The 22,606-nt window shown below is 73.0% G+C and carries 17 protein-coding genes; 10 read left to right on the top strand and 7 right to left on the bottom strand.

What is annotated here, in order from left to right; translation table 11 throughout:
- The first annotated feature begins 38 nt into the window (after positions 1 to 38).
- Genes P2424_RS16240 through P2424_RS16225 form a run of 4 tightly spaced genes read left to right on the top strand, consistent with a single transcriptional unit; the run spans position 39 to position 4,969 of the window.
- Complete coding sequence (locus tag P2424_RS16240) at positions 39 to 1,544, top strand: ABC transporter substrate-binding protein (RefSeq protein ID WP_276476443.1); 1,506 nt, start codon at positions 39 to 41, stop codon at positions 1,542 to 1,544.
- A 1-nt stretch (position 1,545) separates the two neighbouring features.
- The gene (locus P2424_RS16235) at positions 1,546 to 2,493 is read left to right on the top strand and encodes an ABC transporter permease (RefSeq protein ID WP_276476442.1); all 948 of its coding nucleotides are present in this window, start codon (positions 1,546 to 1,548) and stop codon (positions 2,491 to 2,493) included.
- On the top strand, positions 2,490 to 3,335 hold the full coding sequence (locus tag P2424_RS16230; protein WP_276476441.1) for an ABC transporter permease subunit: 846 nt from the start codon (positions 2,490 to 2,492) through the stop codon (positions 3,333 to 3,335). Before P2424_RS16235 ends, P2424_RS16230 begins: the two co-directional genes overlap by 4 nt.
- The gene (locus P2424_RS16225) at positions 3,332 to 4,969 is read left to right on the top strand and encodes an ATP-binding cassette domain-containing protein (RefSeq protein WP_276476440.1); all 1,638 of its coding nucleotides are present in this window, start codon (positions 3,332 to 3,334) and stop codon (positions 4,967 to 4,969) included. The genes P2424_RS16230 and P2424_RS16225 overlap by 4 nt, the downstream gene beginning before the upstream one ends.
- 110 nt (positions 4,970 to 5,079) lie before the next feature.
- On the opposite strand, the gene alaS is transcribed toward P2424_RS16225, so the two are convergent.
- Genes alaS through tsaD form a run of 3 tightly spaced genes read right to left on the bottom strand, consistent with a single transcriptional unit; the run spans position 5,080 to position 9,394 of the window.
- Positions 5,080 to 7,728 carry an alanine--tRNA ligase gene (gene alaS / locus P2424_RS16220; protein WP_276476439.1) on the bottom strand — a complete coding sequence of 883 codons (2,649 nt, stop codon included), beginning with the start codon at positions 7,726 to 7,728 and terminating at the stop codon, positions 5,080 to 5,082.
- Between the two features lie 17 nt (positions 7,729 to 7,745).
- Positions 7,746 to 8,321, bottom strand: coding sequence for a GNAT family N-acetyltransferase (locus P2424_RS16215; RefSeq protein ID WP_276476438.1), 576 nt, complete (start codon positions 8,319 to 8,321; stop codon positions 7,746 to 7,748).
- On the bottom strand, positions 8,318 to 9,394 hold the full coding sequence (gene tsaD / locus P2424_RS16210) for a tRNA (adenosine(37)-N6)-threonylcarbamoyltransferase complex transferase subunit TsaD (RefSeq protein WP_276476437.1): 1,077 nt from the start codon (positions 9,392 to 9,394) through the stop codon (positions 8,318 to 8,320). The genes P2424_RS16215 and tsaD overlap by 4 nt, the downstream gene beginning before the upstream one ends.
- Before the next feature lie 198 nt (positions 9,395 to 9,592).
- Between tsaD and P2424_RS16205 the strand changes: the two genes are divergently transcribed.
- A complete protein-coding gene (locus P2424_RS16205; protein WP_276476436.1) occupies positions 9,593 to 9,865 on the top strand; it encodes a hypothetical protein in 273 nt (90 codons plus the stop codon).
- 206 nt (positions 9,866 to 10,071) lie between these two features.
- Here P2424_RS16205 and P2424_RS16200 read toward each other — a convergent pair whose 3' ends face one another.
- Genes P2424_RS16200 through P2424_RS16190 form a run of 3 tightly spaced genes read right to left on the bottom strand, consistent with a single transcriptional unit; the run spans position 10,072 to position 13,605 of the window.
- Positions 10,072 to 10,827, bottom strand: coding sequence for a copper homeostasis protein CutC (locus tag P2424_RS16200; RefSeq protein WP_276476435.1), 756 nt, complete (start codon positions 10,825 to 10,827; stop codon positions 10,072 to 10,074).
- The gene (locus P2424_RS16195; RefSeq protein ID WP_276476434.1) at positions 10,824 to 12,347 is read right to left on the bottom strand and encodes a M81 family metallopeptidase; all 1,524 of its coding nucleotides are present in this window, start codon (positions 12,345 to 12,347) and stop codon (positions 10,824 to 10,826) included. Before P2424_RS16195 ends, P2424_RS16200 begins: the two co-directional genes overlap by 4 nt.
- 10 nt (positions 12,348 to 12,357) lie before the next feature.
- Entirely contained in the window at positions 12,358 to 13,605 is a 1,248-nt protein-coding gene (locus P2424_RS16190; protein ID WP_276476433.1) for an ROK family transcriptional regulator, read from the bottom strand.
- A gap of 307 nt (positions 13,606 to 13,912) precedes the next feature.
- Between P2424_RS16190 and P2424_RS16185 the strand changes: the two genes are divergently transcribed.
- The 5 genes from P2424_RS16185 to P2424_RS16165 are packed head-to-tail and all read left to right on the top strand — an operon-like array spanning position 13,913 to position 20,273.
- Positions 13,913 to 15,724: a peptide ABC transporter substrate-binding protein gene (locus P2424_RS16185; protein WP_276476432.1), complete on the top strand. Its 1,812-nt coding sequence runs from the start codon at positions 13,913 to 13,915 to the stop codon at positions 15,722 to 15,724.
- A 49-nt stretch (positions 15,725 to 15,773) separates the two neighbouring features.
- Positions 15,774 to 16,733 (top strand): ABC transporter permease, encoded by a 960-nt coding sequence (locus P2424_RS16180; RefSeq protein ID WP_276476431.1) that lies wholly within the window; start codon positions 15,774 to 15,776, stop codon positions 16,731 to 16,733.
- Entirely contained in the window at positions 16,730 to 17,632 is a 903-nt protein-coding gene (locus P2424_RS16175; protein WP_276476430.1) for an ABC transporter permease, read from the top strand. Before P2424_RS16180 ends, P2424_RS16175 begins: the two co-directional genes overlap by 4 nt.
- Positions 17,629 to 19,341, top strand: coding sequence for an ABC transporter ATP-binding protein (locus tag P2424_RS16170; RefSeq protein ID WP_276476429.1), 1,713 nt, complete (start codon positions 17,629 to 17,631; stop codon positions 19,339 to 19,341). The genes P2424_RS16175 and P2424_RS16170 overlap by 4 nt, the downstream gene beginning before the upstream one ends.
- Positions 19,338 to 20,273, top strand: a complete 936-nt coding sequence (locus P2424_RS16165; RefSeq protein WP_276476428.1) for an ROK family protein — start codon at positions 19,338 to 19,340, stop codon at positions 20,271 to 20,273. The genes P2424_RS16170 and P2424_RS16165 overlap by 4 nt, the downstream gene beginning before the upstream one ends.
- 587 nt (positions 20,274 to 20,860) lie before the next feature.
- On the opposite strand, the gene P2424_RS16160 is transcribed toward P2424_RS16165, so the two are convergent.
- Positions 20,861 to 22,345: a hypothetical protein gene (locus P2424_RS16160; protein ID WP_276476427.1), complete on the bottom strand. Its 1,485-nt coding sequence runs from the start codon at positions 22,343 to 22,345 to the stop codon at positions 20,861 to 20,863.
- Positions 22,346 to 22,606: the final 261 nt, after the last annotated feature.

The raw sequence follows: 22,606 nt of genomic DNA, 5'->3' as shown, positions 1-22,606 counted from the left end.
CGGAACCGGCACCACGGCCCGGACCCGGCAGAAGAGGAGTGCTGGCAGCCGGAGGCGGACTGGCACTGGCCGGCTCTGGCCTGCTCACCGGCTGTGGCCGGGACGGAAGTAGCGCGGACGACGGCGACCGGTTCCGCGCCGCGTTCACCGCCGGCGGCTCCCAGGAGACCCTCGACCCGCACGTCGCCCCCAACTTCGTCGACCAGGCCCGCGCCAAGGCCCTGTACGACACACTCGGCACGTATGCCGACGACATGTCCGTCCGCAAACGACTCGCGGACTCATGGGAGAGCGACCCCTCGGGAACCCGGTGGCGGATACGTCTGCGCGAAGCGCAGTTCCACGACGGGAAGCCGGTCACCGCGCAGGACGTGCTCTACAGTTACCGCCGAGCCGCCGACCCGGACACCGGCTCCCCCTCGCAGGAACTGCTTTCCGCGATCGACTTCTCCGCCAGCAGGGCGGACGGCCGACGATCCCTCATCCTCGTGCTGAAGGCGCCGAACTTCGAATTCCCCACCGTGTTCGCCGGACCCGGTACCGAGATCATCCCCGACGGGACGAGGGACTTCCGCGAACCCGTCGGATCCGGACCCTTCACCTACGTGTCCTTCACCCCCGGAGGCACCGCCCGATACCGCCGCTGGGCCGACCACTGGGACGGCGCCCCGCACATCGCCGAGCTGGAGATCGTCCCCGCGAACGAGGAGTCGGCCCGGCTCAACGCGCTGCTGTCCGGACAGGTGCACTACGCGGCCGACATGGCCGGATCCTCCGTGGAACGGCTGAAGAAGGACGGCTCGGCGCGGCTGCTGACCGCGAAACGTGCCACGGCCCAGCAGCTCCTGCTGCGCACCGGCCGCGAACCGTTCGACGACCCGCGGCTGGTGCGGGCCCTGCAGCTCGGGCTCGACCGCGAGGAACTGGTCCGAGTCGCGCTGGCCGGCCACGGCCAGGTGGGCGACGACCTGTTCGGCAAGGGACTGCGCGGCTACCCCGACGACCTCGCACCCCGCCGCCGCGACGTCGAGAAGGCGCGGAAACTCGTCAAGGAAGCCGGCGCCGACGGGCTGGAGATCACCGTGGAGACCAGCTCGGTCGACGCCGCATGGGAACCGGCCGCCGACCTGATGCGGCGCCAGCTCCGCGAGGTGGGTCTGAAACTGACGGCGCACACCCGCGCCTCCAGCACCTACTTCAGCGAGATCAAGACCAAGGGTGTCGCCGCCTTCAACACCACCTCCACCCTGCCGGTCTCCGACTTCCTCCAGCAGCGGCTCCGCAGCGGAACCGCGCGCAACCAAACGCAGTTCGGCTCGAAGAAGTTCGACGCACTGCTGGAACGCGCCCGCACCACCCGCGACGAGCAGGACCGGCTGGCCATGCTCACCCGTGCCCAGAAGATCGCCCGCGACGACTCCGGACTGCTGGTGTGGGCCTTCTCCGACGCCAACGACGCCATCGGCCCCGCCGTGCACGGACTGCGCGCCGCGCCGCCCAACTCGCACGCCTGGGCCCGCTTCGACCGGGTGCGCCTCGGCTGAGATGCGCGGATATGTCTTGCGGCGCTGCTCCCTGGCGGCCCTGCAGTGCCTTGCGGTGCTCGTCGCCGTGTTCGCCGTCGGCACCCTGCTACCCGGCGACACCGCCGACGTGCTCCGCGGGGAACTCGGCACGCCGGAACAGATCCAGGCCCTGCGCGTGCGACTGGGCCTCGACGAACCCGCCTGGGCCCGGTTCTGGCACTGGCTCGGCCACCTGCTCACCGGCGACCTCGGCACCTCCTCGACGACCGGACTGCCGGTGAGCGAGGATCTCGGCCACCGGACCGGGGTGACCCTGCTGCTCGGGGTGCCCGCCCTGCTGCTGGTCGTCCTGGTGGCGCCGGTGCTGGGCACCGTCTCGGGGCTGCGCGAGGGCAGCCGCCTGGACCGCGCCCTGAACACGGCGGCGCTGCTGCTGCACGCGGTCCCGGAGTTCGTGCTCGGGCTGCTGCTCGTCGCCACCGTGTCGCTGGCGGCCGGAGTGCTGCCCGCCACCGCCGTCGGCATGGACACCGACGCACTGCTGGCGCAGCCGAGCGTGCTGGTGCTGCCCGTCGCCGTCCTGGCCGCCCGGCACCTGTGCGACCTGGCACGGCAGATCCGTGCCGGGGTTGCGGCACAGCGGCACAGCACCGTCGCCACGCACCTGCGGCTGCTGGGCGTGCGCGAGCGCACCGTGGTGCTGCGGCACGTACTGCCCGGCGCACTCGGGCCTGCCGCACAGCAGTTCGCCCGGTGTGTGGAGGGACTGCTGGGCGGCGCGGTGCTGGTGGAGGCGGTGTTCGGCTTCCGCGGACTGGGCAGCGGCTTCGTCGAGGCGGTGCAGAACCGCGACCTTCCACAGGTACAGGCGTACGCGCTGCTGTTCGCCGGCACGGCCGTAGCGGTGAACGTCGCCGGGGACCTGGCCGCCCACCGACTGGCACCTCGCCGGGAGGTGACGGCATGAGCCCCTGGCAGCCCGCCGGCACCACCGACCCTCCGGCCGGCGGGCGGTCCCGCCCGTGGACCGCCCTGGCGCTGGCCGGCACGCCGGTGCTCGCGGCACTCCTGGGCCCCCTGCTGTGGCCGGCCCGCGAGGCGCCGATGGCCGACGGGGCGCTGCCCTCGCAGCCGCCCGGTGCCGGGCACGTGCTCGGCACCGACGTCCTGGGCCGCGACGTGCTGTGGCTCGTGCTGCACGGCGGCGCCTCGGTGCTGGGCAGCACGCTGGGCGCGCTCCTGATCGGGCTGGCCTTGGGGATACCCCTGGGCCTGCTGGCCGCCGGCCCCCGCCGCGGCCTGGACGAGACCGTGATGCGGGGCCTTGACCTGCTGATCGCCTTCCCGGGACTGCTCGTCCTGATGACCCTGGCCGCCACCGGGCACCGGCAGTGGTACTGGCTGGTGACGGTCGCAGGAGTGCTCCAGGTCCCGGCCGTGGCGCGCCTGGTGCGCGGCGCGGCGCTGGCCCCCGGCACCCGGACGGTCGTCGAGGCTCTGCGGATGCAGGGACACGGCTGGGCCTACATCCACCTCCGCCATCTGGCGCGCGAACTGGCCGCCCCCGTGGCCACCGACGCCGGTGGCCGCTTCTCCGTCGTGCTCTACCTGCTGGCGTCCGCCAACTTCCTCGGCCTCGGACTCCCGGTCTCCTCACCGGACTGGGCCGTCCTCATCGAGCGCAACAGCGGCGCCCTGTTCACCCAGCCCGCCGCGGTCCTGGTCCCCGCCGCCCTGCTGACGGCGCTGTGCGTCGGCGGCAACCTGCTGGCGGACCACACCCTCGCCAGTAAGCGCCACCGCCGGTGACCGGCCCCCCGCGTACCCCGCTCCTCGACCTCGCCGAGCTGTCCGCGCATGCCCGCGGCGCCGAACGCCCCCTGCTGGACGGCGTCGCGCTGACCGTGAGGGCCGGGACGGTCACCGCCGTCGTCGGCCCCTCCGGCAGCGGCAAGACGACACTCGGCCTGGCGGCACTCGGCGCCGCACCCGGGGGAGTGCGGCTGACCGGACGTGTCCTGCTCGAGGGCACCGACCTGCTGCGCCTGGAACCTGCCGCCCGCTCCGCGTCCCGAGCGGGGCGGGCCGCGCATCTGCCGCAGCACCCGGAGACGGTATTGGACCCGGTCCGCCGGGTCGGCGGGGCGCTGCGGGAACTGGCCGCCCTCGGGCATCCGCACCGCGGCGCGCGCACCCGGGCCGCACACCGGGCACTGGCCCGTGTCGGCCTGGAGTGGGACGTCGTCCGCCGCCGCTTCCCCCACCAGCTCTCCGGCGGCCAGCAGCAACGCCTCGCACTCGCCTCGACCCTGGTGACGGGAGCCGGACTACTGGTGCTCGACGAACCGACGAGCGGCCTGGACCCTGCCCTCGCACACGACCTGGGCCGGACGCTGCGCGCTCTCGCGGACCGCGGCACCGCGGTGCTGCTGCTCAGCCACGACCTGCCGCTGGTACGGCGGATCGCCGACCGGACCCTCGTGCTGGAGCGCGGCACCGCGGTGGACGAGGGCCAGACCGCGGACCTCCTCGGCACGGGCGGACCCGTGCCGGCCTCCGCTCCCTCCCGGACGGCCACCGCCCGGCCTTCCGCGCGCCCCCGGGCCACGCGGGACCTGCTCGCCGCGGAAGCCAGCACCGAGCGCCGCGCAACACCCGTCGCCCGGGCGGCTGCGTGCCTGGCGGGGCCGGGCACCGTCGCCGCCGACGGCCTCGCCGTACAACGCCGGTCCGGCCATCCCCTCACCGGGCCCGTTTCGATGGTGTTCCCACCCGGCAGCAGGACCGCACTGCTGGGCCCCTCCGGCTCGGGCAAGACGACTTTCGCCCGTGCGCTGGCCGGGCTGACCGCGCCCTCCCGGGGCGAGGTACGGCTGGATGGCCGGGCGCTGCCCCGCCGCATCGACCGCCGCACGGCCGCACAGCGCCGCGCCGTGCAGTACGTGCACCAGAGCAGCGCCGACTCCTTCGAGGAGCACCGGCCGCTGCTGGAGCAGCTCGCGGACACCGCACGACTGCTGCACGGAGTGCCGAAGGAACGGGCCAGAGTCGAGGCCGTCGAAGCGGCGGCCTCGCTGGGGCTCGAGGAGGCCGCACTGCGCCGCACCCCCGGCCGGCTCTCCGGCGGCCAGCTGCAGCGCTGTGCCCTGGTACGGGCGCTGACAGCCCGTCCGGCCCTGTTGATCTGCGACGAGGTGACCTCGGCCCTCGACACCGTCTCCCGCGAGCAACTCCTCGACACCCTGCCCCGGCTGCTCGCCCCGGCTGGAACGGCACTGCTGTTCATCAGCCACGATCTGCCCGCCGTGCGGATACTCGCCCAGGACGCCGCGCTGTTCGAGTCCGGATGCCTCCTGCGGCGTGGCCCCGTCTCCGCCGTGCTGTCCGCCACCTGGCAGGTCGAGCCCGTGCACGGCTCGGACACCGGCGGAGGAAACAGCTGACCGTGGCCGCCGGGCGGGTCCGCCGGGGTCACCTGGACAGCGGGGTGCGACCCGCCGGGGTCCCCTGCCGTCGGGCCGCGCCTGCCCCGACAGTGCGGCCCCGCCGCGGTTCAGCCGCCGGTCACCATGCGAGGCAGCCTGGCCAGCACCGCGGCCGTCCCGCCGACCGCGATGCCGCCGCCCTGCGCAATCTCCGCGGTGCCGCCGCCGCGTCCGTCGAGGAGTTCGGCCACCATCCTGGCGGCGTGCCGCCCCGTTTCGCGGGCACGCGCGTTGACCGTGAGCACGAGTGCCCCCGCCGCGGTCGCGACGGCCACCGCGCAGGGCCGGTCCTGGGGCAGCCGGTCGCGGACAGCCAGGGCGAGTGCGCGGGCCTCCTCGGGAGTGCCGTCCTCGGTCGAGGCCACCACCAGGGTGTCCGCCGTGCGGGTCGCCCGGTCCGCCAGCTCGGCGGCACGGGCCGTCCTGGCCTGCGCCATGAGACGCGCATTCTCGCGGTCTGCGGCCTTCAGCCGCTCCAGCAGCCCGGAGATCCGCTCGGGCAGCTCGGCGCGGGGCGCGTTCAGCTGCCCGGCGATGCGCGCGACCAGGTCGCGCTCGCGGGCCAGATAGCCGAAGCCCTCGATACCGACAGCCGCCTCCAGCCGGCGGGTCCCCGCACCGACCGACGACTCGGCGGTCAGTGTGACGGTGCCGATCTGCGCGGCACGCTCGACGTGGGTGCCACCGCACAGCTCGCGGGACCAGGCCCCGCCGATCTCGACGACCCGCACCTGCTCGCCGTAGGCCTCCTCGAACAGCGCGAGTGCGCCGATCTCCCGGGCCTCGGCCAAGGGCATCCAGCGGACCCCGACCGGCAGGTCACGGCGCAGGGCCCGGTTGGCAACCTCCTCGACCTCGCTGCGTACCGCCTGGGACAGAGCGCCGCGCCAGGGGAAGTCCAGGCGGAGATATCCGGGCCGATTGTAGGACCCGGACTGCAAGGCGGTGGGGCCCAGGATCTCTCGCAGCGCCGCGTGCAGGACGTGCGTCCCGGAGTGGGCCTGGCGGGCGCCGAGCCGCCAGTCGGGATCGACCGCTGCCACCACCGCGTCCCCCGCGGCGATCTCGCCGCCGGTCACCCGCACCCGGTGCACGACCAGGCCGGGCAGCGGACGCTGGACGTCCACGACCTCGGCCTCCCCGGACGCCCCGGAGATCCGGCCCGCGTCGCTGTCCTGGCCCCCGGACTCGGCGTAGAATGGTGAACGGTCCAGCACCACGGTCGCCAGCCCGCCCTGGCCCGCCACCGGGACTGGACCCTCGGCTCCCAGCACGGCCACGACCGTCGACTCCGTCGTCAGCGTCTCCCACGCCCGCCAGTCGGTCGGGCCATGTGCGTCCAGAACGGTCCGGAGCGCCGAGAGGTCGGCCGCACCCCCGGACTTGCGCGCGCGGGCGTCGGCGCGGGCCCGCTCCCGCTGCTCGTTCATCAGCGCGGTGAACCCCTCGCGGTCCACTTCGACGCCCTGTTCGGCGGCCATCTCCAGCGTCAGGTCGATCGGGAAGCCGTAGGTGTCGTGGAGGAGGAACGCCTGCGCGCCCGGGAGCCAGCGCGCGCCCTCCGCCTTGGCCTTAGCGACGGCAGTGTCGAGTACGGTGGTGCCCTGCCTCAGCGTGCTGCGGAAGGTGTCTTCCTCCCCGTAGGCGCGGTCGGCTGTACGGGCGAAGCCTTCGGACACCTCGGGATGGCCGGGCGCCATGCAGTCCCGCGCAGTGGGCAGCAGCTCCGGCAGCGCCCGGTCGTGGAAGCCGAGCCGGCGCATGGAGCGCACCGCGCGGCGCAGGATGCGGCGCAGGACGTAGCCGCGGCCCTCGTTGCCCGGCGCGGTGCCGTCGGACAGCAGCATCAGCGCCGTGCGGACGTGGTCGGCGACCACCCGGAGCAGGACGTCGTCCCGCCGCGGGCCGGAGCCGTAGCGGACACCGGCGAGTTCGGCCGCGCGGTCCAGAATCGGGCGGGTCTCGTCGGTCTCGTACAGGTTGTCCTTGCCCTGCAGCAGGGTCGCCATCCGCTCCAGGCCCATACCGGTGTCGATGTTGGGGCGGGGCAGTTCGCCCAGGATCTGGTAGCCGGACTTGCCCGGGCCCTCGCCGCGCTCGTACTGCATGAAGACGAGGTTCCAGAACTCCATGAAGCGGTCCTCGTCGACCGCCGGTCCGCCCGCCGGGCCGTAGGCCGGGCCGCGGTCGTAGTACAGCTCCGAGCACGGTCCGCACGGGCCCGGGACGCCCATGGACCAGAAGTTGTCCTCGTCGCCGCGGGCGACGATCCGCTCGTCGGGCAGCCCGGCCACCTCGCGCCAGATGCCGCGGGCCTCGGTGTCGGCGTGGTGGACGGTCACCCAGATCCGCTCGGGATCCAGCCCGAACCCGCCCTCGGGCTGCGGCTTCGTCGACAGCTCCCACGCGAGGGCGACGGCCTCGGGCTTGAAGTAGTCCCCGAAGGAGAAGTTGCCGCACATCTGGAAGAAGGAGCCGTGCCGGGTGGTCCTGCCGACCTCCTCGATGTCCAGGGTGCGCAGGCACTTCTGCACACTGGCAGCGCGCGGCCACGGCGCCGCCCGCTCCCCGGTCAGGTAGGGCTTGAAGGGCACCATGCCCGCGTTGACGAACAGCAGCGTCGGGTCGGGAGTGGGCAGGGGCGAGCTCGGGACGGGGGTGTGGCCGCGCTCGGTGAAGAAGTCGAGGAAGCGGCGGCGGATGTCGGCGGTGTGCAAGGCAGTGCTCCGGACGGCTACTGGGGGAGGGCGGCGAGGGATCGGGCGGGATGGCGCGGACCGAGGAAGACCACGACACCTTCGCCCTCGGGGGCGGGATGGGTGGCCTGGGTCCAGCCCTGGCGGCGGTAGAACGAGACGGCCCGCGGCGATCTGACGGACGTCAGCAGCCAGACGCGGCCTCCGGGAGCGTCCGCCGCCACCGTGGCCAGCAGAGCGGCGGCGAGACCGGTGCCGCGGGCCGCGGTGCGCACGGCCAGCTCGGCGACCTCCCGGGCGCCGCACAGCCACGCGGCGGTACGCTCCGCGCCCAGCGCGGCCGCCGCCTGCCGATAGCAGCGGCCGGCCGGAAGGCGGGCGGGAGTCGTGCGGGCGGTGGCGAAGCCGGACGTACGCCCCTCCCCGCCGGCCGTCACCGCGGTGAACCCGGGCCCGAACGCCTCCTCCCGCAGCCGCGCCACGAACTCCGCGGCCCGCTCCACCTCTTCGTTCCACGGCGGCGCGCAGAACGCGTCGACGTACACGCCGCGCAGCGCCTCCGCCTGCTCCAGCAGCGCGGCACCCCGGACGACGCGGAGGTCCGAGGCCGTCACGCCGCCCGCCCGGCACCGGCCGGAGTGCCCGGCTGGAGCGCCGCGTACTCCAGCGGTGCCGACGGGTCGACGGACACTCCCAGCGGCGCGGGCTCGGCACCGGAGCGCACCAGCAGATCACCGACGGCCGCGATCATCGCCCCGTTGTCCGTGCACAGCGTCGGCGGCGGGACGCGCAGTTCCACCCCGGCGGTGGCGCACCGCTGCTCCGCCAGGGCCCGGACCCGGGAGTTGGCCGCCACGCCGCCGACCACCACCAGGGTCCCGACGCCGTGGGCGCGGCAGGCCGCGACCGCCTTGCGGGTCAGCACGTCGGCGACCGCCTCCTGGAGGGCGGCGGCCCCGTCGGCCACGGGCGGCTCCTCGCCACGGAGGCGGTGCTGCTCGGCCCAGCGGGTCGCAGCCGTCTTGAGTCCGGAGAAGGAGAACGCGTACGGGTCGTCGCCGGGACGCGTCAACGGCCTGGGGAAGGCAACGGCCCGCGGATCGCCGTCCCGTGCCGCCCGGTCGACGGCCGGACCGCCCGGATACGGCAGGCCCAGCACGCGGGCGACCTTGTCGAAGCACTCACCGGCCGCGTCGTCCAGGGTGTCACCCAGGTGCAGGATCGGCTCCCGCACCAGGTCCCGGACCAGGAGCAGCGAGGTGTGGCCGCCGGAGACGATCAGCACCACGGAGGGGTCGGGAAGCGGCCCGTGCTCCAGGGTGTCCGCCGCGACGTGTCCGGCCAGATGGTGCACCCCGTACAGCGGTGCTCCCACCGCGTAGGCGAGGCTCTTCGCCCCGGCGAGCCCCACCTGCAGCGCGCCCGAGAGACCGGGCCCGGTGGTGACCGCGAGCGCGTCGATCTGACTCAGCCGCAGACCGGCCTGGTCGAGCGCCCGCCGGACCACGGGGTTGAAGGCGTGCAGATGCGCGCGGGCCGCGATCTCGGGCACGACACCGCCGAACCGCGCGTGCTCGTCCATGCTCGACGCGACGACATGCGCCAGCAGCTGCCCGTCCCGCACGATCCCCGCACCTGTCTCGTCGCACGACGATTCGATACCGAGCACGATCGGTCCTCGGGACACGGCCACTCCCTCACATCCGGCTTTCTTGCACGCTTATTGTAGTTGCAACCAAGATGCAATAGGTGTCTCGCGGGGTCGTGAGGCCTGGAAGGGGAGCCGGGACGACGCCAGCAGAAGACGACCCTGACGCGCGTCCGGACGGTGCGGGTGGCGAGAATTTCCCGCACCACCACGTCAGCGATCATGAAGGAGGAACCCGTGAGCAGACCGGCTCGGCAGCGTGCGGCGGCCCTGTACGCGATATCCGCCACCTGCGCCGCCGTGGGCGCGCTGCTGTGGGTGCGCGGACACGACCGGGCGCCGCAGCCACCCCGGTCATACGGGCCCTACCTGGCGGCCGACGGCTATACACCCTCGACGTGGAAGGTGTGGTCATCGGCGGTGCCGCAGGACCGACTGGGTGTGTACCTCCTCGTGTTCGGCGTGCTGCTGGCGGTGGGGACGCGCTTGGTCCCGGCCCGGCGCGGCTGACGGCCTGCCGGGCACGGCAGCTCCGCCCGTCCCCGGGATCCGGCCGCACTGTCGGGGCCCGCGCGCGAGCCCCGACGGCGCGCTGCGGGAACGGCAGGGAACGGCCCGACCGTTCACTCCGCCGCGGAACCGAGTGAACCACCAGGCGCGATCAGGCGCCCGGGACGGCGTCCTGGGGCACGCCCCCGGGCCGGCGCGGCCGGAGGTCAGCCCGCAGCGTCCAGCGCCCGCCGGGCTGCCGCGACGACGGCGGGGTCGGTGACGAAGTGCCCGTCCTCCGCGGCCGAGGCGCCCGCGGCGCCGAGCGGCACCCATCTCCCGCCGCGCCGGGGCGCGGCCCGGGTCTTGGCGGAGAGGTGGACGGCGGTGGCGCCCGCGGCGAGCAGCTCCGCGACCGTGCCGGGACGCACCCCGCCGCCGGCCATCACCTCGACGCCGTCAGCGGCGGCGGCCATCGCGGCGATCACCCCGGCCCCCTCGGCCGCGGTGGCGGCGCCGCCCGAGGTGAGGACCCGGGTGAGGCCGAGCCCGGGCAGCAGCGCCGCGGCCGCGACCGGGTCGGCGGCCTGGTCGACGGCCCGGTGCAGGGTGACCTCCACCGGCCGGCCCGCGGCGTGTGCGGCCTCGGCGAGCGCGGCCACCACGGGGACGTCGAGGGCTCCGTGGGCGGTGAGCGCCCCGATCACCACTCCGGCGGCTCCGGAGGCGACGGCCGACCGCACCTCGGCGGCCATCAGGGCCACCTCCTCGGCGTCGTGCACGAAGTCGCCGGGTCGGCAGCGGACCAGTACGTGCACCGGCGGGCCCGCTTCGGCGGCGGCCTCGACCAGCGCCGCGGACGGGGTGAGGCCGCCCAGCTCCAGGCCGGTGCACAGCTCGACCCGGTCGGCGCCGTGCTCGCGCGCGATGCGGGCACCGGCCGGCGAGGTGACGGCGATCTCCAGGGCGTGGCGGGCGGTCACTCCTCGTCCCCGGTCAGCGGCTGGTCGGAGGCCGGGATGCGGCGGGCCCGCAGGTCCGGGTCGGCCATGCCGCGGTCGAAGGGGAACATCGGGCGGCGGATACGGTGGTGGCCCAGGCGCACCAGGTCCTGGTCGACGCCGCCGGGGGTGAGCGCCATCTTCCAGCCGGCCGACATCTCGGCGAGTTCCGGTTCCAGGTAGCCGATCTTCACGATCACGATGTCGGCGCCGCGCGGGTCGAGGCCGAGGTCGGTGAAGTCGTGCTCGTGGTGGTAGGGCTTGCGCAGCCGGGTGAGGATCGCGTGGACGCTGCCGGCCTGGATCACGACCTCGGTCCCGGCGTCCCGGTCGCCGTGCCGGACGGCGTGCACCACGCCGGTGAGGGTGACCGGACCCGCGTGCCGGTCGTCGACCTCGGCCCCGGCGGTGACGGTGACGGTGGCGCCGACGCCCGCCGCGACGGCGGTCTCGACCGCCTCCGGACCCGGGACGGAGGCGTAGAGCACCGTCGGGCCGTCGTCCTGCTGGAACTCCGGGCGCTCCAGCAGCCGGGCCAGGCCCCAGGTGACGTCGCCCGCGCCGCCCGCGGTCGGGTTGTCACCGGTGTCGCTGACATAGAACGGGCGCTGGTCGGAGACGAGTGCCTCGTCCAGGATGCCGTCGAAGGTGCCGGTGGGGGCGACGAAGTCGAAGTCGTGGCGGGCCTCCCAGAAGCCGCGGGCGAGCCGTTCGGCACCCGCTGCGACGGCGTCCCCGTCCGGGCCGGTGACCACGACGGCGGCCCGGTTGCGGGGCTCGTCGGCCCAGGCGTAGCCGACCCAGATCGCGGCGTCGGTGACGCCATCGGCGGCCTCGACCTCCTCGACGGCCGCGTACACGCTCCGGGCGGGCTCCACGCGGGTGGAGGTCTGCTCGCCGGCCAGCAGCACCGGCACCGGCACCCACGCCTTGACCGGGCGGGGCGCGCCGGAGGCCAGCAGGTCCACCAGGTTGCGGACGGCCCGCTCCTTGGTCTCCATGTGGTCCTCGTGGGGCGCCATCCGGTAGCAGGTGATCAGGTCGCTGCGGTGGACGAGTTCCCGCGAGACGTTGCCGTGCAGGTCCATGGAGGTGGAGACGGTCACGCGGGGGCCGATGGTGGCGCGGATCCGCTCCAGCAGCACTGCCTCGGCGTCGTCGACGCCCTCGACGGTCATGGCGCCGTGGATGTCGTACCAGAGGCCGTCCGGCTCGGGCAGCGCCGCGAGCCTCTCGAGCAGCTCGCCGGTCAGCTCCTCCCACGCGGCGGCCGTGACGGTGCCGCCCGGCAGCGACTTGCCGACGAGCGCGCCGTGCCACTCGGCGGCCTCGCGCAGCTGCCGGCCGGGTGCCAGGAAGGGGTAGCGCTCGAGCACCTCCTCACCGCGCGAGGGATGGAAGGCGGGGGCCAGGGTGCGGGCGGGGGAGAAGGTGGAGGACTCGATGCCGAGTCCGGCTATCGCGATCACCGGGCGGTCGGCGGGGGTGCGGGGGCGTGACACGGCTGTTCTCCTACGGGGTGCGGGGGCCCGGCGCGGCGGGGGAAGCGGGGGAGGGGAGGTGGCCGGAGGCCAGGTCGGTGCGGCCGACCTGGCGCAGGGCGTCGGCGAGAGCGCGCTGCAGCGCGAACTGCCCGGCGCCCACCAGCCCGGCGTCGGCGCTGAGGCTGACGCGTTCGATGGTGAGATGCTCGGTGACCAGCGGGTGGCAGCTCTCGTACAGCTGGCTGCGCACGGCGGCGACGAACGGTTCCAGGGTGGAGAGGATGCCGCCGAGGTAGACGGCGTCGGGGTTGAAGAAGTTGACGTTGGCGGCCAGGACCTGGCCCAGGTAGTCGCCGGCCTTGCGGACGGCGCGGGTGGCCTCGGGGTCGCCATGGCCGGCGAGCCGCACCACATCCTCCAGGCGGTCGACGTGTGCGCCGCGCTCGCGCAGGATGCGGACCAGTGCGGCGCCGGAGGCCACGGTCTCCAGACAGCCGGTGTTGCCGCAGGAGCAGGGTGTTTCGGCACCGCCGACGACGCGGATGTGGGTGATCTCGCCGGCGGCTCCGGTGGCGCCCCGGAAGAGCCGGCCGTCGACGATGACTCCGGCACCGATCGCGGAACCGATCTTCACCATGATCGACTGCCGGTGTTCGGCGGGCCGCACGGTGTGCTCACCGACCGCCATGCAGTTGGCGTCGTTGTCCGCTGCGGCCGGGACGCCGAAGCGGTCCTGGAGCCAGGAGATGATCGGGAAGCGGTTCCAGCCGGGCATCCGGGCGGGCATGACGACCGAGCCCGAGACGACATCGACCGGGCCCGGCAGCGAGAGGCCGACGCCGCGCAGCCCGGGACCGTGGTCCTCGGCCAGTGCCTGCAGGGTTTCGGCGAGCCGCGGCAGGGCCGCCTCGGGTCCCTCGTCGATGGCGAAGGGAACGGTCGAGACGCCTGCGACGCCGCCGCCGGGCAGCACCACGCCGACGCGGGCATGCCGTCCGCCGAGGTCGGCGGCGACGGCGAACTCGTCGGTGCCGCCGAGCCGCAGCACCTTGCGGGGCCGCCCGCCGGTGGACGCCTGAGTGCCCTCCTCCGCGATGAGCCCGCGCTCGACGAGTCGGCTCACGGCCAGCGAGACCGTGGAGGCGGCGGCACCGAGCAGACCGGCGAGCTCGGCGCGCGAGGACGCCTGTCCCGACGCCACGAGCTCCAGGATCCGCGGGGCGAGGGCCGAGGCGCCCTTCGCGTCCTTGGAGCCCCCTGGACTTATTTCATTCATGGACGAAGTAACTTCCGCGATGGGTGGGTGTGCCGGAGACAGTACGCCCGGGCGGCGCGTTGCGGAACGGTTCCTGATGATCTTTTCCAGCCATAAAAATTGCCCAAAACCTTGCAAAGTGCAGCATCGTGGCCGGTTCTCAGGGTAGGTCGAACTTTTTCCATAACCGCAGATACTTACTTGTTACAGAACTTTGTTTGTGTGCGGGCCGCAGCAGGCGTTAGCTGTCGTGAACACAGCGCCGGTCCGACGGCGCCAGCCCGGTTCACCGGGCTCCCCCTTCGGGTCCTACTTCCTGAGGAGAGCCATGTCCCCTGCTCCTACGGCCGCCGGCCGCCGCTGGGCCCTCGTCGCGGGCGCCACCGCCACCACCGGTGCACTCCTGGCCGGCTGCTCCGGTGGCGGCGCCTCGTCCGCCTCCGGCGCCTCGGACACGATCAACTACGCGCTCCCGGCCAACTTCACACCGAACTGGATCCTCCCGATCGGCACCGCCGCACATCTGAACACCAACAACTCCTCCATATCCCAGTCCCTGTGGGAGCCGCTGATCGCCTACGACGGCTCCACCGGCAAGGTCGGCTGGAACAAGGACAACTCGCTGGCCACCGCCGCGGACTTCGCCGACGACAGCAAGAGCGTCACCGTCACCCTCGGCGACCGGCACTGGAGCGACGGCAAGCCCATCACCTCCCGCGACGTGGAGTTCTGGTTCAACCTCGTCAAGGAGAACAAGAAGGACTGGGCCAGCTACAGCCCCGGCAAGGCACCCGACAACTGGAAGTCCTTCAAGACCGTCGACGACACCCACTTCACCCTCACCTTCGACCGGGCCTACAACCAGCAGTGGATGCTCGCCAACGAGCTGAGCATGATCCGCCCGATGCCGCAGCACGTCTGGGACAAGACCGGCGACTCCGGCTCCGTCTCCGACCTGGACCGCACCCCCGCCGGAGCGAAGAAGGTCTGGAAGTACCTCAACGGAGTCGCCAAGAAGATCTCCGGCTACGCCACCGACCCGCTGTGGAAGACCGTCAGCGGCCCCTACACCCTCAAGTCGTTCTCCACCGCCGGAAAGGTGCAGCTCACCGCCAACGCCGAGTACGACGGCGGCGGCAAGGCCCACATCAAGAACGTCAACCTGCTGCCGTTCACCACCACCGACGCCGAGGAGAACGCACTGCGGGCCGGCACCGTGGACTACGGCTACATCAAGGCCACCGACCTCGGCCAGAAGTCGCAGTTCACCGCCAAGGGGTACATCGTCCGGCCCTGGTCGGGCTGGGCCATCACCTACATGCCCTACAACTTCAACAACCCGAAGATGGGCCCGGTCTTCAAGCAGCTCTACGCCCGCCAGGCCATCCAGATGTCGGTGAACCAGAAGACGCTCTCCAAGGTCGTCTTCAACGGCACCGCGGTGCCCACCTACGGTCCGATCCCGCAGGGCCAGAAGTCCTCCTTCGTCTCGAAGAAGCAGCAGGACAACCCCTACCCCTACGACACCGCCAAGGCCCGCAAGCTGCTCACCGACCACGGCTGGAGCGAGCGCGGCGGCACCATGGTGTGCACCAGCCCCGGCGACGGCGACGGCCACTGCGGCAAGGGCGTCGACAAGGGCACCAAGTTCTCCATGCAGGTGCTCTCGCAGTCCGGCTCCACCGTGACCGACAACATGATGAGCGCCCTGCAGTCGTCGTTCGCCAAGACCGGCATCGACTTCCACATCAAGACCGCACCGGTCAACTCCGTCCTCTCGCAGTCCGGCCAGTGCAAGGCCAGTGAACCGAGCTGCAAGTGGCAGCTCTCCTTCTTCGGCACCGCCGGCAGCTGGTACTTCCCCGCCTACCCCAGCGGCGACTCGCTCTTCGCCAGCGGCGGCGGCTCCAACTTCGGCAACTACTCCGACCCCGAGGTGGACAAGCTGGTCGCCCGGACCACCACCTCCGGCTCCGACGAGGCCATGCGCGAGTACAGCGCAGCGCTCGCCGAGAAGCTCCCGGTGGTGTGGCTGCCCGAACCCGACTACCAGGTCTCCGTGGTCAAGAAGGGACTCGGCGGCTTCGCACAGGACTCACTCGCCAACTTCCACCCCGCCATGTGGAAGTGGACCAAGTAGCCCGTCACCGCGACCGCGCGCACCACCGAGCCCGAGCGACGGAACACAGATGAGCACTCCCACATACCTGATCAGACGGGTCCTGCAGGCCGCCGCGGTCATCCTGATCGTGACGATCGTCGTCTTCGCCCTGCTGCACGCCCTGCCCGGGGGTCCCGCCCGCGGGATCCTCGGCCCGCAGGCCACCGCACAGCAGATCGCGGCCTTCGACCACGAGCAGGGCCTCGACAAGCCCCTCCCCGTGCAGTACCTCTACTACCTGGGGCAACTGGCACACGGCGACCTCGGCACCTCCTACACACTCAACGAGCCGGTGTCGCAGCTGATCACCGAGCGGCTGCCGAAGACCCTGCTGCTGACCGTCCTCTCGGCGGTCGTCGGCCTGCTGCTGGCCGTGCCGCTGGGCATGTGGCAGGCCATGAGGCGGAACAAGCCGGTCGACTACGTCATCACCACGCTGAGTTTCATCGCCTACTCCACGCCCGTGTACTTCCTCGGGCTGATCCTGGTGCTGGTCTTCAGCCAGGCGCTGCCGTGGTTCCCCTCCCAGGCCCCGCAGGGGCACACACTGGGCGAGGTGCTCGCCGACCCGCAGGGACTGGTGCTGCCCGTCGCCGCCGGCGCCGCCTCGATGATCGCCGTCTTCAGCCGCTACATGCGCGCCGCCACCCTGGAGAACCTCTCCGAGGACTACGTCAGGACCGCCCGGGCCGGCGGCTCCCGCTCCCGGGCCATCCTGTGGCGGCACGTCTTCCGTAACTCGCTGACCCCGGTGGTCGCCATGCTCGGCTACTACGTGCCGGTGCTGTTCGGCGGCGCCCTGGTCGTCGAGCAGCTCTTCAACTACCCCGGCATGGGCCTGCTCTTCTGGACCGCCGCACAGTCCTCCGACTACCCGGTGCTGCTCGGCTGCGTGCTGATCATCGCGGTCGCCACGGTGACCGGCACGCTGCTCGCCGACATCGTCCAGCGGATCATCGACCCCCGAGTGAAGGCAGGCCGGTCATGAGCACAGTCATGCAGCCGGGCCGCACCCCCGGCACGCCCACCACCGCCGAGCCCGCGGCGTCCGGAACCCGGCTGGCTGTCCGGCGCTTCCTGCGCAACCGGCTCGCGGTCGTCGGTCTCGGCGTCGTCGTCTTCTTCGTCCTGTTCTGCTTCGCGGGCCCGCTGGTCTACTCCACCGACCAGACCCACACCCTGCTGCACCAGGTCAACCTCGCCCCCAGCGGCGCACACTGGCTGGGCACCGACGCCGTCGGCCACGACCAACTGGGCCGGCTGATGTACGGCGGCAAGGTGTCGATGACCGTCGGCCTCGCCGCCGGCGTCCTCGCCACCGTCATCGGCACCCTGTGGGGCGCCGCCGCCGGCTACGCGGGCGGCTGGATCGACGCGGTCATGATGCGGATCGTGGACGCCGGCATCGCCATCCCCGCCCTGTTCATCCTGCTGGTGGTCTCCGCCATCACCACGCCCGGCCTCGGCGGCCTCGTGCTCATCCTCGGCTTCGTCTCCTGGCTGGTGCCCTCGCGGCTGGTCCGCGCCGAGACGCTCACCCTGAAGAACCGCGACTACGTCCTGACGCTGCGCGCCATCGGCGGCACCCACTCCAGGGCCATCACCCGGCACATCCTGCCCAACTCGGTCTCCACCATCGTCGTCGCGGCCACCTTCCAGATCGCCGACGCCATCCTGCTGGTCGCCTACGTCTCCTACCTGGGCCTGGGCGTCCAGCCGCCGGCCACCGACTGGGGCGGCATGCTGACGGCCGGCCTCACCGCCGCCTACTCCGGCTACTGGTGGCTCATCCTGCCGCCGGGCCTCGCCATCATCCTGGTGGTGTGGGCGTTCAACGCGATCGGGGACGGGCTCCGCGACGCATTCGACGTGAGGGGACGCGGATGACCGCCACCGAACGCCCCGCCGCACCGGCGGCCGGGCCCATCCTGCAACTCGACGACCTCGGCGTCGTCTTCACCACCCAGTCCGGCGAGGTGCCCGCCGTCCGCGGCGTGTCCCTGCTGGTCGAACCCGGCGAGACCCTCGCCCTCGTCGGCGAGTCCGGCTCCGGCAAATCCACCGTCGCGCTCGCCGCGACGGGCCTGCTCGCCGGAAACGCCCGCGCCACCGGGAGCGCCGCCGTCGCCGGCACCGAAGTCGTCGGCGCCGGCGAAGCCGCACTCGCCGGCCTGCGCGGCCGGACCGTCTCCATGGTCTTCCAGGAACCGGCCACAGCCCTGGACCCGCTCACCCGCGTCGGCAAGCAGATCGCCGAGGTCATCCGCAACCACCGCGACGTCTCCGCCAAGGAAGCCGCCGCCGAGGCCGTCGATCTCCTGCGCCGCGTCGGCATCCCCGAACCGGAGAAGCGGGCCTCGGCCTACCCTTTCCAGCTCTCCGGCGGCCAGCGCCAGCGCGTCGTCATCGCCATGGCCATCGCCAACGAACCCGCGCTGCTCATCGCCGACGAGCCGACCACCGCACTCGACGTCACGGTCCAGGCCGAGATCCTCGACCTGCTGCGCCGCCTCGCCGCCGAGACCGGCACCGGCGTGCTGCTGGTCACCCACAACATGGGCGTGGTCGCCGACTTCGCCGACCGGGTCGCGGTGATGTACCAGGGCACCGTCGTCGAGACCGGCCCCGTCGAGGACGTGCTGCTGCGCCCCTCCCACGAGTACACCCGGCGGCTGCTGGCCGCGGTGCCGCGCCTCTCCGTCGCCGAGGGGAGCGCGGCGCAGGCGGCACGGCCCGCCGCACCCGTCGCCGGAACCGAGCCGGTCGTCGAACTGGACGGCGTCTCCGTCGTCTTCGGACGGGGCAGAAGCGCCGTACGGGCGCTGGACAGGGTCTCCCTCACCGTGCACCAGGGCGAGACCCTCGGCCTGGTCGGCGAGTCCGGTTCCGGCAAGTCGACCGCCTCCCGGGTCGCGCTCGGTCTGGTCCCACCGACCGAGGGCACCGTCTCGCTGTTCGGCACCGGCCTGGCCCGCACCCGCTCCCGGGCCCGCCGAGCGCTGCGGGCCGGCATCGGCGTGGTCCTGCAGGACCCGGTGGCCTCGCTGGACGCCAGGATGACCGTCGGCGAATGCGTTGCCGAACCCCTCAGGGTGCACCGCCGGTCGCTGACCGCGCGGGAGCGCCAGGACCGCGTCGCCACCGTCCTGGACCGGGTCAGACTGCCGCGCGAAGTGGCCCGGCGGGCCCCCAGGGAACTGTCCGGCGGGCAGCGCCAACGGGTCAGCCTCGCCCGCGCTCTGGTACTGGAGCCCCGCCTCCTGGTCGCCGACGAACCCACCAGCGCGCTCGACGTCAGCGTGCAGGAGGCCGTCCTCGACGTGATCTCCGAACTCCAGGCCGAACTGGGCTTCGCCTGCCTCTTCGTGTCCCACGACCTCGCCGTCGTCCAGCACTTCGCGCAGCGCGTCCTGGTGATGCGCGCCGGACGGATCGAGGAGCAGGGTGACACCGGCAGCACGCTGTTGCGGCCGGAGACCGACTACACGCGCAGACTGCTGGCCGCCGTACCGGTGCCGGACCCGGTGGTGCAGCGCGGTCGCAGAGCCGAACGCCTGGCCACTCTGGCGGCGGGCCGGACGGAGGCGAGGGCTTGACCCCCCGGGAACGCACCCTCTTCGCCGGGATGGACATCGGCGGAACGACCACCGAAGTGGTGCTCTGCGCCGAGGACCTGACCGTCCTGGACCGCGCCGGGACGGCGACCCCGGCAGCCGACGGCGGCCAAGCCATGATCGGCAAGGCGCTCGGCGCGCTGGCCCCCCTGCTGGAGCGCACCCCCGGGCGGCTGGCCGGCGTCGGCACCGGCGCGGCCGGCGTCGTCGACTCCGCCACCGGACGCATCCTGGTGGCCAGCGACTCCTTCACCGGCTGGGCGGGCTTCGCGGTCGCCGACGCCGTCGAGTCGGCACTCGGCGTCCCGGCCTACCTGGACAACGACGTCAACGCCTTCCTGTACGGAGAGGTGTACGGCGGCGCCGTGCGCGGCGAGACCGACGTCCTCGGCATCACGCTGGGCACCGGCGTCGGCGGGGCGCTGTGGACCGGCGGCACCCTGTTCCCCGGACCGCACGGCGCGGCAGGCGAGATCGGGCACATCCCCGGATTCGGCGACCTGCCCTGCACCTGCGGCGGCCGCGGCCACCTGGAGACCCTCGCCTCCGGGCGTTCGCTGTGCGCCCGGTACGCCGAGCGCACCGGCCGCCGACTCACAGCCCGCGAGATCGCCGACGCCGCCGGACACGGCGACGCGAACGCCCTCGCGGTCTACCGGGCCGCCGCCGGGGGCCTCGCGCGGGCCATCGTGATGACGGCGGGCCTGGTCGACGTCACCACGGTGGTGGTCGGCGGCGGCGTCAGCGGTGCCTGGCCGCTGCTGGAGCCCCTCGTACGGCAGGCGCTGGCCGCCGAGCCGCCGGTCAGCGGCCACCCGGTCCGGCTGGTGCGGGCCGCGCTGGGCGCCGACGCGATCCCGGTGGGCGCGGCGGCCAGAGCCCGCCGGGAACTGAGAGAGAGCGCCCTGGTCTGAGACCGCACCGAGGTTGCGGCGGTCCCGGCGCGGCAACACTCGGGCGGATCGCCGGCGGATTTCCGCGAGTGGAGCGCAAGCCCTTCCTGCGCGCGGGCGGGGCTTCACGCAGTCCGCAGGAGGTGGGAATCGAACCGGGAACTCGGCTGCTGGCTGTTTGGACTCGGAGCCTGTCGTCTCAGTCGGAGAGTGCGCGATAGCAGATGGTCTCGTCTCCTATCGCTATGGCCAGGTGGCGCGTGGTCCTGGGTGCTCTTCGGGGGAGATGTCCTGACGGCCCATCAATGCCGGGCTGCCGGCCGCGAGCGCGTCGATGCGGTTCTCGTCCTCGCGGCGGCGGGTTTTGCACTGAGCCGGGGCGACGGGGGCCCATTCCGCTTCGGGGGCCGTCGTAGATGAGTTCGGCGGTTCATCGCAGACACTCGCCGCCGTCGTCGAACTCCAGAGGGACGAAATGTCCAGGACTTCCGTGCACGAGGTGAATTCTCATGGGAGTTGCATCGTGGGAATCCTGGATGTCCGCTATCAACGACATCGACCATCTGGACCGACTATCTGGACCTGGCCTTTTGAAGAATGGCACGGCATCAGCGTCGCATCGCCCGCCTGAGCCGGAACACGACGGTTGACCCCCAGCCAGGCGTGCTGTCACTCGGGTGACCGGGTGGCGAGGGCTGAGCAGAGTCCCGGATCGCGGTGGAGTCTCGGCTCTCCAGCCCGGCTTCCCACTTGCGCCGGCGCAGCACGTGGTCGCTGAAGAGATGTCGGCTCCGGTCGAGCAGTTCACCCACCTCCGCGTCGCCGCGCCGCCCGACCGGCGACGGATGCCAGCGCTGCACTGATTGCGCGGCCCAGGTGCGTAGCTTGACATCCGGGTCCTCGAGCAGACCGACTGCCGCCCGCAGCGCCACGATGCCGCCGCACGCGTCGAGCAGTCGGAACGCGCCGAGGCGGACGTGCCGTGGCCACTCGGAACCGGTGCGCTCCAACAGCCAGTCGGCGGGCAGGTCTTTGGCCGAGGGCTCCAGGGCGGAGGCGGTCTCGCGGACGACACCGGCGGCAGGATCGTCGAGGAGCGGCCGCAACTGCTCCGCATCCGCGCAGTCCAGCACCCGCAGCCCCGCCACCGCTCGCGCCCGCACCCCGGCCACGGGGTGCGCGAGAAACGGCCGCAGCAGCCCGGCGTCTGCGCGGTTCCCGCACTCGGCCAGCCCGATGACCGCGCCGGGCTGCAACTCGGGATCGTCCGGCGCCCTGCACCGCTGGCGGTACCAGGCCGCCGGGTCACTTCCCTGCTGTCGTACGACATACCGGGCGCAAGCGCGCACGAGCGCGGAACGGTCGCTGAGGAACGTCTCCGCCTGCTGTGAGCGCCCGGCACGTCTCAGCGCGGTCACACCGGCCGAACGGGTGCGCGGGTTGCGTGCGGACAGCAGCGGCGGCAGCACGTCCTCGTAGGCGTCCTCATCTCCCAGAACCGCCAGCGCTGCTGTGGCACACAGGTCCTGGACCACGTTGTCCTGGTCCCGGGCGGCCGCGCGGGCCAGCTCAGCGGGACCGAGCAGGCGGCCCTCGATGGCCAGCCGGTAGGCGAACCGCCGGACGGTGCGGTCGGGGTGAGCGAAGAGTACGGCGAGCTGTCCATGAGATGCCTTGCGCAGGACCTGGCCGAGCACATCGACCCCGAAGGCACCTCTGTCGCGGCGGCCGACGCGAAGGATGATCGGCGTGAGGCCGAGGGCGGAGTCCACGGTCAGAGCCTCGCGCAGCACCTGCCGGGCCTGCTCGCGCACGGGGCCGGCCCAATCGGCGCACCGGACCACGACCAATGGCAGCAGACCGGGGAATCGGGCCGACTGGCGCACCGCCTTCTGACGGATCCGCCCGTCGCGGTGGCAGAGGGCGAGCGCGAGGCGCGACTCGCCGAGCTGAGTCAGGCCTGCGGGCAGCGGGGCGGAGGGCTCCCACTCCGTCAGGAACCGCGGGCGGTTCCAGGCCACCCCACGTACCGCTGCATCCAGCGCGAGCCAGCCATCGGGGTCGGCGACATCAAGCACGCTGTGAAGCGGCATACCCTCCGCGAGCCGCGTGGCCGCAGCTGCCCCGTGCCCGATGTCCGCAAGCATTCCCACCCTCCAACAGCCGTACCGGAGGAGTGTAAAGGGCAGGGTTCACGCACGGCACGCGAATTAGGCCCGTGAACGCGGAGGGCCCGCGCCGCCGCAGTCGGCCACTGCACGGCACGTCGACGACTACCGCGATGCCCACTGCCGAAGCCGGGGAGCCGACTCGCACACGCGCGTCTGCGAAGCAGCCCGGAGCGCTCAGCTCGA

This window comes from Streptomyces sp. WMMB303, from assembly GCF_029351045.1.
Lineage (GTDB): Bacteria > Actinomycetota > Actinomycetes > Streptomycetales > Streptomycetaceae > Streptomyces.
Note: the sequence above shows the minus strand (reverse complement) of the source record. Positions and strands in the feature narration are given on the sequence as shown.

Excerpts from the sequence above, each read along its gene's own strand:
- P2424_RS16160 (WP_276476427.1), bottom strand. The coding sequence starts at position 22,345 with ATGCCGCTTCACAGCGTGCTTGATGTCGCCGACCCCGATGGCTGGCTC.
- P2424_RS16235 (WP_276476442.1), top strand. The coding sequence starts at position 1,546 with ATGCGCGGATATGTCTTGCGGCGCTGCTCCCTGGCGGCCCTGCAGTGC.
- P2424_RS16185 (WP_276476432.1), top strand. The coding sequence starts at position 13,913 with ATGTCCCCTGCTCCTACGGCCGCCGGCCGCCGCTGGGCCCTCGTCGCG.
- P2424_RS16175 (WP_276476430.1), top strand. The coding sequence starts at position 16,730 with ATGAGCACAGTCATGCAGCCGGGCCGCACCCCCGGCACGCCCACCACC.
- P2424_RS16230 (WP_276476441.1), top strand. The coding sequence starts at position 2,490 with ATGAGCCCCTGGCAGCCCGCCGGCACCACCGACCCTCCGGCCGGCGGG.
- P2424_RS16180 (WP_276476431.1), top strand. The coding sequence starts at position 15,774 with ATGAGCACTCCCACATACCTGATCAGACGGGTCCTGCAGGCCGCCGCG.
- P2424_RS16190 (WP_276476433.1), bottom strand. The coding sequence starts at position 13,605 with ATGAATGAAATAAGTCCAGGGGGCTCCAAGGACGCGAAGGGCGCCTCG.
- P2424_RS16170 (WP_276476429.1), top strand. The coding sequence starts at position 17,629 with ATGACCGCCACCGAACGCCCCGCCGCACCGGCGGCCGGGCCCATCCTG.